The sequence below is a fragment of the Bacillus sp. SRB_331 genome, from assembly GCF_003264175.1.
GTDB lineage: Bacteria > Bacillota > Bacilli > Bacillales > Bacillaceae_G > Bacillus_A > Bacillus_A mycoides.
Genome location: NZ_NADV01000044.1, coordinates 83272 through 98731, shown reverse-complemented (window position 1 = coordinate 98731; position 15460 = coordinate 83272). Strand labels below are relative to the sequence as shown.

The 15460-nt window shown below is 33.7% G+C and carries 15 protein-coding genes and 3 pseudogenes; 12 read left to right on the top strand and 6 right to left on the bottom strand.

Going from position 1 to position 15460, the window contains the following annotated elements:
* Positions 1 to 23: 23 nt before the first annotated feature.
* Positions 24 to 413 carry a MerR family transcriptional regulator gene (locus B5P42_RS26205; RefSeq protein WP_080019756.1) on the bottom strand — a complete coding sequence of 130 codons (390 nt, stop codon included), beginning with the start codon at positions 411 to 413 and terminating at the stop codon, positions 24 to 26.
* Positions 414 to 420: 7 nt separating this feature from the next.
* On the bottom strand, positions 421 to 1131 hold the full coding sequence (locus B5P42_RS26200) for an SDR family NAD(P)-dependent oxidoreductase (protein ID WP_088039152.1): 711 nt from the start codon (positions 1129 to 1131) through the stop codon (positions 421 to 423).
* Between the two features lie 190 nt (positions 1132 to 1321).
* Here B5P42_RS26200 and fumC point away from each other — a divergent pair, with 190 nt between their 5' ends.
* Positions 1322 to 2710: a class II fumarate hydratase gene (gene fumC / locus B5P42_RS26195; protein ID WP_113735573.1), complete on the top strand. Its 1389-nt coding sequence runs from the start codon at positions 1322 to 1324 to the stop codon at positions 2708 to 2710.
* A gap of 95 nt (positions 2711 to 2805) precedes the next feature.
* On the opposite strand, the pseudogene B5P42_RS26190 reads toward fumC, so the two are convergent.
* Positions 2806 to 3236 (bottom strand): annotated as a pseudogene (locus B5P42_RS26190) (PH domain-containing protein).
* 123 nt (positions 3237 to 3359) lie between these two features.
* On the opposite strand from B5P42_RS26190, the gene B5P42_RS26185 reads away from it, so the two are divergent.
* A complete protein-coding gene (locus B5P42_RS26185) occupies positions 3360 to 3551 on the top strand; it encodes a hypothetical protein (RefSeq protein ID WP_002141208.1) in 192 nt (63 codons plus the stop codon).
* A gap of 38 nt (positions 3552 to 3589) precedes the next feature.
* Here the strand turns inward: B5P42_RS26185 and B5P42_RS26180 are convergent.
* Positions 3590 to 4375: pseudogene (locus B5P42_RS26180) on the bottom strand (MBL fold metallo-hydrolase).
* Between the two features lie 220 nt (positions 4376 to 4595).
* On the opposite strand from B5P42_RS26180, the gene B5P42_RS26175 reads away from it, so the two are divergent.
* A complete protein-coding gene (locus tag B5P42_RS26175; protein ID WP_113735572.1) occupies positions 4596 to 5360 on the top strand; it encodes a DUF2087 domain-containing protein in 765 nt (254 codons plus the stop codon).
* Positions 5361 to 5459: 99 nt separating this feature from the next.
* Positions 5460 to 6869, top strand: a complete 1410-nt coding sequence (locus B5P42_RS26170; protein ID WP_002086395.1) for an MATE family efflux transporter — start codon at positions 5460 to 5462, stop codon at positions 6867 to 6869.
* Positions 6870 to 6922: 53 nt separating this feature from the next.
* On the opposite strand, the gene B5P42_RS26165 is transcribed toward B5P42_RS26170, so the two are convergent.
* Positions 6923 to 7621 (bottom strand): peptidase E, encoded by a 699-nt coding sequence (locus B5P42_RS26165; RefSeq protein WP_002031081.1) that lies wholly within the window; start codon positions 7619 to 7621, stop codon positions 6923 to 6925.
* Between the two features lie 542 nt (positions 7622 to 8163).
* On the opposite strand from B5P42_RS26165, the pseudogene B5P42_RS26160 reads away from it, so the two are divergent.
* The 6 genes and pseudogenes from B5P42_RS26160 (at position 8164) to B5P42_RS26135 (ending at position 11957) form a co-directional block, all read left to right on the top strand.
* Positions 8164 to 8562, top strand: a pseudogene (locus B5P42_RS26160) (DUF3942 family protein).
* Between the two features lie 125 nt (positions 8563 to 8687).
* Complete coding sequence (locus B5P42_RS26155; RefSeq protein WP_113735571.1) at positions 8688 to 9104, top strand: BlaI/MecI/CopY family transcriptional regulator; 417 nt, start codon at positions 8688 to 8690, stop codon at positions 9102 to 9104.
* Position 9105: 1 nt separating this feature from the next.
* Complete coding sequence (locus B5P42_RS26150; protein ID WP_113735570.1) at positions 9106 to 9918, top strand: M56 family metallopeptidase; 813 nt, start codon at positions 9106 to 9108, stop codon at positions 9916 to 9918.
* Between the two features lie 54 nt (positions 9919 to 9972).
* Positions 9973 to 10686: a cytochrome c-type biogenesis protein CcdA gene (gene ccdA / locus B5P42_RS26145; RefSeq protein WP_002031088.1), complete on the top strand. Its 714-nt coding sequence runs from the start codon at positions 9973 to 9975 to the stop codon at positions 10684 to 10686.
* 18 nt (positions 10687 to 10704) lie between these two features.
* Entirely contained in the window at positions 10705 to 11259 is a 555-nt protein-coding gene (locus tag B5P42_RS26140) for a TlpA family protein disulfide reductase (RefSeq protein ID WP_113735569.1), read from the top strand.
* A gap of 14 nt (positions 11260 to 11273) precedes the next feature.
* Positions 11274 to 11957 carry a prolipoprotein diacylglyceryl transferase family protein gene (locus tag B5P42_RS26135; protein ID WP_113735568.1) on the top strand — a complete coding sequence of 228 codons (684 nt, stop codon included), beginning with the start codon at positions 11274 to 11276 and terminating at the stop codon, positions 11955 to 11957.
* A 48-nt stretch (positions 11958 to 12005) separates the two neighbouring features.
* Here the strand turns inward: B5P42_RS26135 and B5P42_RS26130 are convergent, their stop codons facing one another.
* A complete protein-coding gene (locus B5P42_RS26130) occupies positions 12006 to 12551 on the bottom strand; it encodes a helix-turn-helix domain-containing protein (protein ID WP_002012259.1) in 546 nt (181 codons plus the stop codon).
* 149 nt (positions 12552 to 12700) lie between these two features.
* Between B5P42_RS26130 and B5P42_RS26125 the strand changes: the two genes are divergently transcribed.
* Together B5P42_RS26125 and B5P42_RS26120 are read left to right on the top strand one after the other, a co-directional pair.
* A complete protein-coding gene (locus B5P42_RS26125) occupies positions 12701 to 14038 on the top strand; it encodes a D-serine ammonia-lyase (RefSeq protein WP_113735567.1) in 1338 nt (445 codons plus the stop codon).
* Between the two features lie 153 nt (positions 14039 to 14191).
* Entirely contained in the window at positions 14192 to 15439 is a 1248-nt protein-coding gene (locus B5P42_RS26120; RefSeq protein ID WP_113735566.1) for a DUF445 domain-containing protein, read from the top strand.
* Positions 15440 to 15460: the final 21 nt, after the last annotated feature.

Here is a 15460-nt window from a genome sequence, read left to right as displayed (position 1 = left end):
TACAATATGTAGAAGGTGATTTTTTATTTTATAATAGGAGTTGAAGAAGTTATTTCGTCCTCATATTTAGCAATTTTTTGTTGTATCTTTTTTAAGTTTTTTTCAGTGTCTTGAATGAGCTGTAAGACATTGGTCTCCTGTTGTTTCATTAACTCCAACCGTTGAAGGATGGTAGATTCCCCCACCATAGACCAGTCGATAAATTTTTTTATTTTTTGAATTGGCATACTGGTGTTTTTTAAACATAAAATCATCTCTAAATATTTCAGTGCTTCTTCATCAAAAACGCGATCTCCTTTTTCATTTCTTTTAAGAAAAGGGAACAGTCCTTGTTTATCGTAATAACGTATTTGAGAAATAGTTAAGTGGTGCATTTTGGCGACTTGCCCAATTGTATAATACATATCATTCATCCCTTTATTACCAAGGTATAATGCCGTCTTTATTTAGTATTTTACCATTATAGTTTGTTTCACTTAATGCATATTTAATAATAATTTTAGCACTTTCATTGGTCGTATGGCCACCTGGGGAATTTCCATTTAGGTCAGTAGTTGTAAAACCAGGGGTTACTCCGAAAATTGCTGGACCGTTAGTACCAAATTCTTTGCTAAATGCTAATGTTAAAGCATTAATAGCTGTTTTTGAAGAATTGTATCCTAATGTATTAATTGGGTGTGTTTCACCGCTAGCAAACATTGTTAGTGAGGCCATGTCAGTTGTTACATTTATAATTTTACTGTTGCTTGATTTCTTTAATAATGGTAAAAAGGCTTGCACCATTTGGAATGTTCCAAAAAAGTTAACTTCAAATCCTTGGCGTAAAGTTTCAATATTTAATTCACTAGGTAGCGTATGGAAGTCGAGTGCTATGCCTGCATTATTGATTAATAAATCTAAGTGGTCAGTCGTTTCATGGATTTTTTTGATTGCTTCTTGAATGGATTGAGCACTAGAAATGTCTACTTGAATATAGGAAACGTTTGAAACATTTAAAGATTCTACGGCTTGTTGTCCAAGTTGTTTATTACGAGCACCTAAAAATACGTGATAGTCTTTTTCTGCTAATTGACGAACCAATTCATATCCGATCCCTTTATTCGCACCTGTTATGAAAGCATATTTTTTCATTTTGAATTCCTCCAGTGTCGTTATAGTAGGTTACAATGGAAAGGATACAGCCTAAACCTAAGTTTAGGTCAAGAGGAATTTATGAAAAAAATATTGAATATTTGTATATATGAGTGAGAATTCTTATCATTTGATTAAAAGTCTGTTAATATAAGAGATGTAGGTATTATATTTTCAAGGGGATGAAAAAATGGAGTACAGAATTGAAAGAGATACATTAGGAGAAATAAAAGTTCCAGCTGATAAATTATGGGCAGCACAAACACAACGTAGTAAAGAAAACTTCCCGATTGGAACAGAGCAAATGCCGCTTGAAATTGTAAAAGCATTTGCCATTTTAAAGAAGAGTGCAGCGCTTAGCAATCAAAAATTAGGAAAGTTATCAGAAGAAAAAGCAGAAACAATTGTGGCAGCAGCTGACGAAGTAATTGCAGGGAAATGGAATGAACATTTTCCGCTTGTTGTATGGCAAACGGGTAGCGGTACACAGTCAAACATGAATGTGAATGAAGTAATTGCAAATCGAGGGAATCAAATTTTGAAAGATAAGGGATCTGACGTACATATTCATCCGAATGATGACGTGAACATGTCTCAAAGTTCAAATGATACATTTCCAACAGCGCTTCATGTAGCATGTGTAATTGCAGTAGAAAATCACGTATTACCGGCAATTACGAAATTAAAAGAAACTTTAGCAGAAAAAGTAACTGCATTTGAACATATTATAAAAATTGGTCGTACACACTTACAAGATGCAACACCGTTAACATTAGGACAAGAAATTAGCGGATGGCACCGTATGCTTGAAAAAACAGAGCGTATGATTGCAGAGAGCAATACATATATGAAAGAGCTTGCAATTGGTGGTACTGCAGTTGGAACAGGTATTAATGCTCATCCTAAATTTGGTGAGATGGTGTCAGAGGAAATTAGCCAATTTACAGGTAAGCAATTTATTTCTGCACCAAATAAGTTCCACGCATTAACGAGCCATGATGAAGTTGTATATACGCATGGTGCATTAAAGGCATTAGCAGCTGATTTAATGAAGATCGCTAACGATGTACGCTGGCTGGCAAGTGGTCCACGTAGTGGTCTAGGAGAAATTATTATTCCGGCAAATGAGCCAGGAAGCTCTATTATGCCAGGTAAAGTAAATCCAACGCAAAGTGAAGCGTTAACGATGGTTGTAGCGCAAGTGATGGGAAATGACGCAACAATCGGATTTGCTGCGAGCCAAGGTAATTTTGAGCTAAACGTATTTAAACCAGTTATTGCATATAACTTCTTACAATCCGCTCACTTATTAGCAGATGCAATTGTTTCATTTAATGATAATTGTGCAGTTGGCATTGAAGCGGATGAAGAAGTAATTAAAGAGAATGTGAATCGTTCATTAATGCTTGTTACTGCATTAAACCCGCATATAGGATATGAAAATGCAGCGAAAATTGCGAAGCATGCTCATAAAGAGGGGTTAACTTTAAAAGAAGCAGCATTGCAATCGGGCCTATTAACAGAAGAGCAATTTGATGAAATTGTAGATCCGAAAAAAATGATTGCTCCGAAAGAGTAATAGAAAAAGCCAAGGTTCTTAGTTTAGAATCTTGGCTTTTTTTGATATTTATTTTATGTTTCCGCCACTTGTAATACTGCAAGCTCCAAAAGATATTATTTGTTAGAAGACGTATTCATTACTTTCATATGTGGGCAGTTCTCTTTTAAGAGTGAAATGAATTTTTCTTCTTCTTGTGGTACGAAAGTTGTCACAGAGTCAAATAAATTATAATCAATTTCTAATTGCTGCCTAGTCCATTTTTCTGAACGGAGTGTTTTGCCAGAGTATTTAATGTGACGAATATCTTCAAATGGAATTTCAGTACGTAATATGAAACCGTGTTTTACAATAAGAGAAGATTCCGTTATGTTGTAGTGAGAGAAATAGAATGAAGAGAGATTCACGATATTTAACAGCATCATAAGAGTGAAAAAATAGAATTTTCGTTTTGGAAGAATAGCGAAATGAAAAAAATAATTATAAATAATGTAATAAAAATGACGTGAAATGGATTTTTTTTCGCTTTAAACTTAAAGTTAGTCACCTCGTTATACGTGTTATTTAACTAAATTAAATCACAACATCGTAATAAACCGAAAGAATATGCAGAATTGCATATTCTTTCGGTTTATTATTCGTGTAAAATTTTTTGATAGGATAAATTTAAATGAAGTTTTTAATAGTGGAGTGGCATAAAGTGACTAACAAGAATAGAAGTGTAGTGCTAGTCATAATTAGTTGTATGATGATTATGAATGGCTGCTCAAATAGATTCGCTGAGGATGGAAAGCGAAAACATGTATTTGTACAAGCGAGTAAAGTTTTAGTGGAAGTTGTTTATAAAATATATAAAGGGTAAAAAGGGTGTTTCTATATGTGGAAACACCTTTTTTGTAGTTAAAATTGAATACTGAAGTTTTGGAATGAGTGAATGTTGGTTCCATGTTGAACGAGGTTGTTATCACTTAAATATTGAATAGCGTATTTTACTTCTTTCAATATAGTAGGAGAAAGACCAAGTGTATGATGTGAACCGTAAATTTGTTTAATAGGAGAGAAGTTTGTAATTTTGTTTAGAGACTGAACTAAGTCTACAGGATTTGTCGATGGATAAAACGCAAAAATCGTGCCTTCATAAAGTAAATCTCCTGTGAATAAAAACGCAGTTTCATAATCGTATATACAAATATATCCTGGTGAGTGACCTGGAGTATGTATAATTTGAATTTTCCTATTTCCGATATCAATAATGTCTCCATCCTGTAGTAATTTTGTTGGTGTTCCTTGAAATGGATTGAATGTTTCAGGTTGAAATGTTTTAGGTGTAGGTTTAGTAATGTCACGAGCGATGTCGTGCCTAATTTGAGTAATAGGAAGTCCTTTTATGCCGTTAATGAGTCAATCTTCTTCTAAAGCATGTACATAGATTTCTTCATATTGTGAGTGACTACCGATATGATCCCAATGAACGTGTGTTGTGACAACTGTAATTGGTAAGTTTGTTAGTTGGTCCGTTATACGTTTCATATTATCGATACCTAGTCCAGTATCGATAGGGAGTGCGGTGGTATCGCCTACAAGTAAGAAGGAATGTACTTTCTCCCAATGTCCATATTCACTAATCGCATATGTATTTCGAGCGATTTGTTTAACAGTAAACCAAGGGTCGTGCAGAATAGTCATGTTTTGTTTCACATCCTAAATTCATTTATTAAACACATTCGCTTTTCGTTGCTTTAAGTCCTTTTTTAATTTGTTTAATAGATTTTTTTATAAAAGTTTATAAAATGGGTAAACGGAACGTTGAAATGTTTGTTTGTGTTATGTTAAGATGGTGAAGTGGTAATAAACGTTATTGCGATTTGTTTAGTTTTTGAATAAACGTTTTGAAGGAGTGTTTAGTGTGAGTGATATTTCAGAGAAGTTTTGGGATGCATCGGTTGAGGAATTGAAGAAAGGGTATGTGTTTGAAGCGGAAGCAGAGGAATATATTTGTTTAGCTTGTGGAGAAGCGTTTATTAAGGGGGTTATTTATCAAGATAATCAAGTTTTGTATGAAGCAGAGAAGTTTGTGCAATTGCATGTGCAAAATGAACATACGTCTATGTTTGATTATTTATTAAATCTTGATAAGAAGTATACGGGTTTAACGGATTTGCAAAAGAAAATGGTTCAGTTTTTCCATATGGGGCTAAATGATAAAGAGATTGTAAAAGAGATGGATGGCGGAAGTACATCAACCATTCGTAATCATCGATTTACACTTCGAGAAAAAATGAAGCAAGCGAAAGTGTTTTTAGCGTTAATGGAACTGTCAGAAAAAAAATCAAAAGTACAAACGAAATTTGTACCCATTCATAGAACAGCAACGATGGTGGATGATCGCTACAATATTACGGAAGAAGAAAATGAGGAAGTATTAAAAGCACATTTTACAGAAGGATTAGATGGACCGCTTTCTAAATTTCCGAAGAAGCAAAAGCGTAAATTAATTATATTACGCCATTTAGTGACGAAGTTTGATAGTAATAAAAGGTACAATGAAAAAGAAGTAAATACTGTCATAGAAAGTGTATACCCGGATTTTGTAACTTTAAGAAGATATTTAATCGAATATGGGTTTTTAGATAGAACAGCTGATGGAAGCCAATATTGGGTGAAGTTATAATAATACGGAAAAGAAAATGAATGGAAGCACATCGTTATAACAACTATACAAAGAGATAGAAGTTGAAAAACAGATTTTTAGTAAAAGGAGAAATGAAATTTGAAACCACCTACAGATAACAATAAAGAAGGTGTAGAGTCACAGAAGTCAGAAACGGAACATAAGCCGATATGGAAATCGATGTCCATGTTTTTAGTGCCGTTACTTTTAAGTAATGTATTACAATCAGTTGGACAGTTATTTGGAATGGTAGTAGTAGGAAGATGGCTTGGCGTAAATGATCTAGCAGCTATATCGGCATTTTTCCCGTTATTTTTCCTACTCGTTTCATTTGTAATTGGAATTGGTTCTGGTAGTTCAATTTTAATTGGTCAGGCATTTGGTGCTAAAAATGAGGAGCGCTTAAAAGCTATCGTTGGTACGACGCTTACGTTTACTTTTATTATCGGAGTCGTGTTGGCGATAATAGGTAGTATTTTTGCGATGGATATTATGCGTCTTATGGGAACCCCAGAAAATATTATTGAAATAAGTGTGCATTACGCAAGAATTTTATTTATATCTATGCCAGTATTATTTTTATATTTTGCATATACAACATTTATGAGAGGTACAGGAGATTCAAAAACGCCATTTTACTTTTTAATCGTAAGTACAGCGCTAAATATGATTTTATTACCAATTCTTATTTTTGGCTGGTTAGGAGCTCCGAAATTAGATGTTTACGGAGCAGCCTATGCTTCAGTTATATCTACAGTTATTACGTTTATTGTCATGCTAGTGTATTTAAAGAAGAAAAATCATCCACTACAATTAGACGGGACAGTAAGAAAATATCTTCGTATGGACTGGGAGTTATTAAAATTATTGTTACGCCTCGGTATTCCAGCGAGTATTAATATGATATTAGTTTCATTATCAGAGATCGCGGTAATCGCATTTGTAAATCGGTACGGTTCAGATGCAACAGCGGCGTATGGTGTTGTGAACCAAGTTGCAAGTTATGTACAAATGCCAGCGGTTAGCCTCGGTATTACGGTATCAATTTTTGCAGCGCAATCAATTGGTGCGAACCAATTTGATCGATTACAGAAAGTTGTTAAGGCCGGAATTATTATGAATTATATCATTGGTGGTGTATTAATATCTCTTATTTACTTGTTCTCAAGAGATATTTTAGCACTATTTTTAACAAGTCAAAATACAATTGACATTGCTCATAGTCTAATCATGATTACATTATGGAGCTACTTAATTTTCGGTCATGCACAAATTATTAGTGCGACAATGCGAGCAAGTGGTACTGTACTATGGCCAACTGTAATCAGTGTTGTATCAATTTGGCTTGTTGAAGTACCTGTGGCGTATTATCTTTCTTACCATACGAGCCTTGGAATAGAAGGGATATGGATTGGGTATCCAGCTGCATTCATCGTCAGCTTAATATTACAGTATGCATATTATAAGCTTTCATGGCAGAAGAAACGAATTACACGATTAGTGAGTTAAAAGATGAAAATGTCCCTAAGTCATTATACTTAGGGACATTTTTTTATGAATGCTTATAAATAACTTTTTAAAGTTATGTCAAAATGTTGTCTAATGAGTTCTCCATTATTCATATAAAACTCCCAAGCTGTATCTGGCTCACCGATAATTTCAAATGAACCTTCTGTAATATATAAAGCGCAATTATCTTCTAATGCAATACCTTCTATATTACCTTGGTGAGTTTGTAAAAACGTATGGAAGGCATTCATTCTATTTAATTGATTGTAATGGGGGCAAAATCTTTTGTTAACAATACCCCAGCCACTACTTTCTATATAACCGGAACCTTCATAATCTGAACGAATGCTAGATGTGAACCAGCACATAGCACCGGCACTATATCCTGCAATAAGTGTTCCACGTTTTAAAGCAAATAGTAACTTTTCATCTAGTTTATGTTCTTTCCATTGTTCAAGCATGTGAACGTAATTTCCACCGCCAAGGTAAATTAAATCGGCAGAATGAATCATCTCATCTATTTCATATTTAGTAGGTGTTTCGGTTGAAATGCGTAAAATTTGAACCTCACAATGTAATTGCTTTTCAAATGTTGCTAAAAATAACTTTATATATCCTTCATCATCACGACTAGCTGTAGGAATGAATAATACTTTTGGGTATTGTTTATTCGTTAATTCTATAAGTCGTTCATTAATATGCAAGTGATTTGGATCTTGTAAATCACCGCCACCAATGACAGCTAATTTCATAGTAAAGCACCACCTAATAATATTTGTTATGTAAAAATTCGATAGTGGGGAGTTACATACCTTCTGTGATTTAATGAATAAGGGGAAATAAAGTGAACAATATATTGAAATAGCATAAGGAGTCGATAGCTGTGGATAGAAAGGAATTAGAAGCAGTTTATCCCGCTATTTGCGGGCAGTAAACTCCCGCCTCAAAATTCGATTGGAGCAAAGCAGTTAGGTGGGAGCCCTGCTGCCCGTAAACGCCCGATTGGTGTGGGCTAATAATCAATGGGGGATGAACAAAATCCCAATTGATTAAAGTTTCACTTTATTGATATATAATACTGGAAAATATTGTTTCGAAATATGGGGACAATATGTTTAAATGAATATAACGACGTACTAATGAATGTTGAAAGAATATTTATATTTAAAAAGTACAGGGAATACCAAAAGTTTTACAAAAGTGTTTTTACTTTTTATAGGAACTTATTTTATAATATAGTTAAATTATATTAATATATTTATTAGCGTAGACTAAAAAGAGGGAGAGTGAAAGAGTGGATTTTCGATTTGAGTTCGCAGCGAAGGTGAAAGAATATTTAGATGATGAAAAAGATGAAAAAATAATAAAAGATGGACACAGAGATATAATTTATAAATATTTATATCCGTTAGAGAGTGAAATTGGAATTTTTTAAAACCCTAACTTTACTTTTTTTGCATCAGGAAGACGTTCACATATAGTATTAGAAAATATTGAATTTAAAACAGAAGTAAACGTAGAAAGTAATATAATTGAAATTACAAAAATAGTGGATAATGTGGTGATTCCATTAGATACTATCGTAGCTAAAGATCGGGAATTATTTGCACTTGGGCGTAATGAGAAATTTAGTGTGCAAATATTAGAATATTATCTCTATGATACATTTGGAGAGAAGTTAGGTTTACAATGAATCGAACGTGGTACAGATAACTAATTAGTGGAGATTAGGATTCATTTAAGTATCAGTTAATATCATTTATGTTTGACCTTCTATATATTTTATACTACAATCTGTAGTGTGAAAGGGGCCATACGATGTTTACTCAAAACTACAAGTTAAATGAGCAAGGGTTAAATCACTTTTTCGGACCGCTTGAAGCGAAAATAATGGAAATTGTTTGGGATACTGAGGGTATTACCATTAAAGATGTGCAACAGAGATTAAGTGAAGAATCCCCGGTGAATTTTAATACTGTAATGACAGTTATGAACAGATTAGTAGAGAAAGCACATTTAGAAAAGCATATTGTGAAAAGAAGTGGTATGTATCGTACTACACAAACGAAGGAAGAATTTTTATCTAATCAAACGAAGAAAATGACACAGGAATTAATGGGTGAATTTGGAGATCTTGTTGTGAACCATATGATAGATGAGTTAGAACAAGCTGATCCATCTTTAATAAAAAAATTAGAAGAGAAATTAAGTCGGCTAAAAAAAGAGGACCGATAAAATGAAGTGGCAAATGCGTAAAATCGTTTTGTTAGCAGTCACTATTAGTGTGCTTTTTTTAAGCATGTTAGTATACTACGTTACATACCCATTTCTTTTTCAAAATAAAGCATTTTTCCTTTCGCAATTTTGTTTATTTGAATTACAAAAACATATGAGGGAACTATCAATACTTCGTATAATGATAGCCGGATTACTGTTATTTACTGTAATCATTATGAGTAAAAGAATTTGGAAGCAATTTTTTTATAGTAAAAAATTGAAAAGAAATCTCGTGTCTATTACTAGAAAAGGAAAGCAAGTGTACGTATTATCAACGTTACAGATTACGGCATTTACAATTGGATTATTTCGACCGAAAATTGTCATTTCAGAAGGAATGTTTCAGACATTTTCTGAGGAAGAAATTGATGCGATTGTTTTACATGAGGAATATCATCAAAAAAATCGAGATCCATTAAAGTTATTTTTCTTTACCTTGTTAGCTGAGGGAATGATGTATATTCCTATATTAAAAGGGATGCTGCAGCGTTATCATGTATATCAAGAGCTATCAGCTGATAAATATGCGATGCAAAAAATGAAATCTTCATTTGAGCTAGGTAGTGCATTATTAAAGTTAATTAAAATAAAAACGATGGAAAATCAATGTATTACAGCGTCGTTTGCAAAAACCGCAATTAATTTACGAATTGAGCAAGTGTTGAATGAGAAAGTTGTTAAGCTGAATATGCCATTACATACAAATTCAGTATATGTAACGTTAGGGCTATTTTGTATGTCGATTGTACTTATTGTCGGAGAGTGTATATAGCCTCTTTTTTTAATAATAAACACTACGCATTGTAGTGTATCTAGGAGGAATAAAATGAATGCGGCGGATTTAACAATTTGGCTAGTAGTAGGGGCTGGGATACTTTCATTTATATCACCATGTTCTTTACCGCTATATCCATCTTATTTATCATATATTACAGGTGTGTCTATTCAAGATTTAAAAGAAAATCGTGGAATTATGCAAAAATCAGCGATTATACATACAGTATTTTTTATGATCGGTTTCTCGGTTATATTTTATGCGTTAGGTTTATCGGTGAGTTGGATTGGGATTACTTTTTCATCTAATCAAAGATTGATTCAGCAAATTGGTGGGGTTTTTATTGTTTTGATGGGGTTATTTATGACTGGATTGTTTCAGCCTAAGTGGCTTATGGCAGAGAAAAAAGTGCAGTATAGAAGTAAATCGACAGGATATATTCGCTCAGTTTTGGTCGGCATGACATATGCAGCAGGATGGACACCGTGTGTTGGTCCGATATTTTCTGCAGTGCTTATGCTCGGGGCGACCAATCCGGAAAGTGCGCTTCTTTATATTACGGCATATACTCTTGGCTTTGCAGTTCCGTTTTTCGTGATGGCATTTTTTATTGGAAAGGTAAAATGGATTGTTACTTATGCCAATGTCATGATGAAAATCGGCGGTGGAATGATGATTTTAACAGGGGTTTTATTATATACAAATCAAATGACGAAAATTACAGCGTTCTTTATTCGTCTATTCGGCGGATTTACGGGATTTTAGAAATGAGGAGGAAGAAAAGTGAAGAAACTAATTGCTATTATACTAGCTGGGGCACTAATTTGGGCCGGAGTTAACTTTTATAATACTAAGAAAGAAGAAAAAGAAAGAAAAGCGAAACAAGCGGAGTTACAAGAGAAGGAAGTATTACCACAAGTGGGATTTAAAGCGCCGAACATAACATTAAAAGGATTAGATGGGAAGCTTTATTCGTTAAACGATGCAAATGGAAAACCATATGTTATTAATTTTTGGGCATCATGGTGTGGACCATGTGAAATAGAGGCTCCTGACTTAGTTCGTTTGTATGATAAATATAAAAAGGATGTTGAAATCTTTGCGGTAAATGCAACAATCGGGGATCCAATACAAGAAGCGAGTGCATTCGCAGATCGCCACGGATTTAAATTTCCAGTTCTATTAGATATGGACGGAGTAGCTGGATTAGATTATAAAGTATTCTCTTTACCAACGACATTTTTCGTTAATAAAGATGGAATTATAGTAGATCAAGCACGAGGTGTATTACCTCCAGATCAATTAGAAGAGAAGTTTAAGAAAATAATTGAGAATTAAGAGGGGATTTCATAGTGATGGAGTGGATGTTGAGGTTACAACCCGTTTCTCTTATAATAGGAAGCCTATTTGGATTTACTCTAATGAAACTAAGGATGAAAAAGCAAAATATTCAATATGAAAAAATGATGGATGCAGTAACGAATGGCTTTCTTATCATTGTATTAGTATGGAAATTCGCACCGGCAATTTTAAATCCGGTATGGGCCATTGGGGCGCCAATGCCAGCATTATTAGCTGTAGGAAGTATTCAGCATATTATAGTAGGATGCGTAATTGCGAGTATATATATTTTTTGGAAAAGTAAAAAAGAGCAATTTTCTCTTCGGATTTTACTTGATACATTACCTTTTGGATTTTGCGTGAGTATAATCTTTTATTTTATATTCCATCAAGAAGTAGGTGCACAAACGACACTGCCGTGGGGGATGAAAATATATGAATCAAAATTTTTGTATCATCCTATTTTCATGTATGAGATTATACTCGCACTCGGTATAATTGGCTCGTTATGGATTAAAAATGAAAGATTAGGAAATGGAAAGAATATAAGCTTTTTTCTAATTTGCGAGGGAATTGCTCATATCATTATTTCACTTATTAGTGAACAAAATTCAGTTCTATTTGGTCTTTCAATACAGCAAATACTCAGTTTTTTTGTTATTAGTTTAGGGATTTTGTTAGTACCAAAAAAATAAAAGTAGCCATGCACGGAGAGTATGGCTATTTTTGTATCATCATATGAATTAAAAAATCGGCGGAGTAACAGAAAATAAAACAATCGCATTTTTCTCGAATTGATTTACCCATTTATGTTTTAAATAAGCTGGTATTTTTACGCTATCACCAGTTTCTAATGTGTATTCTTCTTCATTTAAGTGCAATGTGATTTTTCCGTCTAATACAAATGCTAATTCTTCACCTTTATGTTCTAGAACATTTTCTGATGAAGCAGTATTTGGTGGGATAGTCATAATTGCTGTTGCTAAATTTCCTGTGAAATCAGGTGATAACAATTCATATGATAAATTATCGATAATCATTTTTTTTCTTTTATGAGAACGTACAATTAAATCGTCTGTATTATTTTCTTCAAGTAAAAAACTAAATGTTGGAACATCAAGAGCTTTTGCAAGTACCTTTAATGTTTGAATAGAAGGGTTAGCAGAACCACGTTCAATTTGACTAAGCATTGATGGTGTGATTTCGGCCATCTTTGCTAATTCTTTACTAGTTAATCCTTTTTCTTTTCTTTGTTTTTCAATCTTTTTACCAATATCTATATTTTCCATAATAAATGCTCCTTAATAATTATTAAATTATATTTAAATAAATTAAATTGAAATTAACTAAAATGAATTATTTATGTTAAACTATATTAAAATTAATTTAATTATAATTTATTATATGGCTATCTACAAGGATATGAGGAGGAAGAGGAATGAAGGAGATAGAGGCATTAAAAGAGCAATATCCACTAGTAAATAACTTAATCGCAACAGAAGAAGTATTTTGGATAAACCCCAATATGGAAAAGTATGAAACAGCAATAAAAAATTCGCCACTTAATGAAGAACATGTAAAAGACGCGGAAGAGAGATTAAAGCGTTTTGCACCATATATTGCGAAAGTATTTCCTGAAACGAAGGAAACAGGCGGTATTATAGAATCACCTTTAGTGAAAATACCTTCTATGAAACAATCTTTAGAGAAAAGTTATGGGCAACCTATTTTAGGGGAATTACTATTAAAATGTGATAGCGGGCTTCCGATATCAGGATCAATAAAAGCTAGAGGCGGAATATACGAAGTGCTGAAACATGCAGAGCAACTGGCACTTCAGCATGGAATGTTAACAGAGAAAGATGATTATTCAATTTTAGATAGTTATAGATTTAGAGGTTTTTTTGCGAAGCATTCAATTGCAGTAGGTTCTACTGGAAATTTAGGGCTTAGCATCGGTATTATGAGTGCGAAATTAGGTTTCAATGTGACAGTCCATATGTCAGCAGACGCAAAACAATGGAAAAAAGATTTATTAAGAAGTAAAGGTGTAAACGTTATTGAATATGAAGCTGATTATAGTAAAGCAGTAGAAGAAGGAAGACTGCAAGCAGATGCAGATCCTAGCTGTTATTTTGTTGATGATGAAAACTCGCATGATTTATTTTTAGGATACGCAGTAGCAGCGTCACGTTTACAAAAACAATTAGAAGAGTTAGAGATTGTAGTAGATGAAGAATACCCTTTATTCGTTTATCTTCCGTGCGGGGTAGGTGGTGGGCCTGGCGGAGTAGCATTTGGTTTAAAGTTATTGTACAAAGACAACGTACACTGTTTCTTTGCGGAGCCTACGCACTCTCCATGTATGTTACTCGGTTTAATGACAGGGCTTCACGATAAAATTGCCGTTCAAGATATCGGAATTGATAATGTAACCGATGCGGATGGACTTGCGGTAGGAAGACCATCTGGATTTGTCGGTAAAACGATGGAACCATTTTTGAGTGGAAATTACACAGTAAGTGATGAGGAGTTATATAGATTATTAAAAGAACTGGCTGATACTGAAAATATTTATTTAGAGCCTTCTGCATTAGCGGGTATGATAGGGCCGTTGAATGTATGTAAAGCTGAAAATGAGTATTTACAAAAACAACAGTTAACAGAGAAGGTGAAGAAAGGTACTCATATTGTGTGGGGAACTGGTGGGAGTATGGTTCCGGAAGACGTGATGAATGGGTATTATAAGAAAGGTTTGGAATTAACGTGTAAATAAAAATGAGGCTATTTACAGCCTCATTTTTTTCATGTACATAAAATTCTTTGTTATTTTCGCACTAGTTCTTTATAGTATAGATATAAAGGATTGCTAATATCGAATAAAAATAACAAAAAGCTTTATTTTACATAATAAGAGGATGTGTATACGATGTCATTACAGACTAAATATATAGCGGGTATTTCGCTTGGGGTTATGGGCGTAGGTTTTGCGGCTTCCATCCCTTTTCAAGGAACGGTAGCTGGGGAGATTATTCAAGGGGGATTTGAAGCTGGGTTAGTTGGTGGACTTGCGGATTGGTTTGCGGTTACAGCTTTATTCCGTCATCCGTTGGGAATCCCAATTCCACATACAGCATTATTACCGAAAAATCGTAAGCGGGTAACAAAGGGACTCGTTTCTACGTTAGAAAATGAATGGCTGACGAAAGACAGTATTACAAGTAAAGTAAAAGAAATGCAGCTAGCGCAAATCGTACTGCAAATTGCTGAGAAAGAGTTACAGTCTGACGCTGTGAAAAAAGGGATTGTAACAATTGCTGAGAAAGCGATTCTTCAAATAGATACGGAAAAATTAGCAGTTATTATTGAAAAAGAATTAAAAACGTATTTGCATACAATTAATACAAGTAACATATTACAAGTTCTCGTGGATCAATTAGTAGTGCAAGAATATGATGAAAAAACACTTGATTACATATTAGTAAAAGTGAAAGATTGGACAGCTCAAGATGAAGCACGTTATCAGCTCGGAAGCTTAGGCATGAAGGCGATGGAAAACATAAAAGTAGATGGATTCCTACAGTTTACTTTGAAATCGTTTATGAATATTGTTGATGAGGATAAAATCGGCGGCATTTTGCAGAAGTTTATCATTAGCAATATTAACAGCTTACAAGATGCAGATAATAGCACAAGGCAACTTATATTAGCGAAAATTCGTCAAGAGATTATAAATGTAAAAGAAAATGAATCTTTATTACAGGAATTAGAGAAGTGGAAAGAAAAATGGATTGCAAATTGGGATGCTACTGACAAAATAAAAGAGATGCTAGAGCAAGTACAGAGTAGGGCAGTTACTTTTGTGAAGAATGAAGAATTTGCTGATAAATATGTTGTTCCATTCTTACAAACACAAATGAATAAAATAAAAGAAGACGAATTGACTGTTCAAAAAATAGAAGATTGGTTACAAAAACAAGTTGTTACTATTGTTGAAAAGAATCATTCGAAAATTGGAAAGCTTGTGCAAGAAAACCTTGATAAGTTAGATGATAAAACATTAATCGAAATGATTGAAAATAATGTCGGTAAAGATTTGCAGTGGATTCGTGTGAACGGGGCTGTTTGTGGTTTTATGATTGGATTAATTTTAGAAGGAATAAAAGCGATTATATGAGAAAAACCTTCCACAATTGTG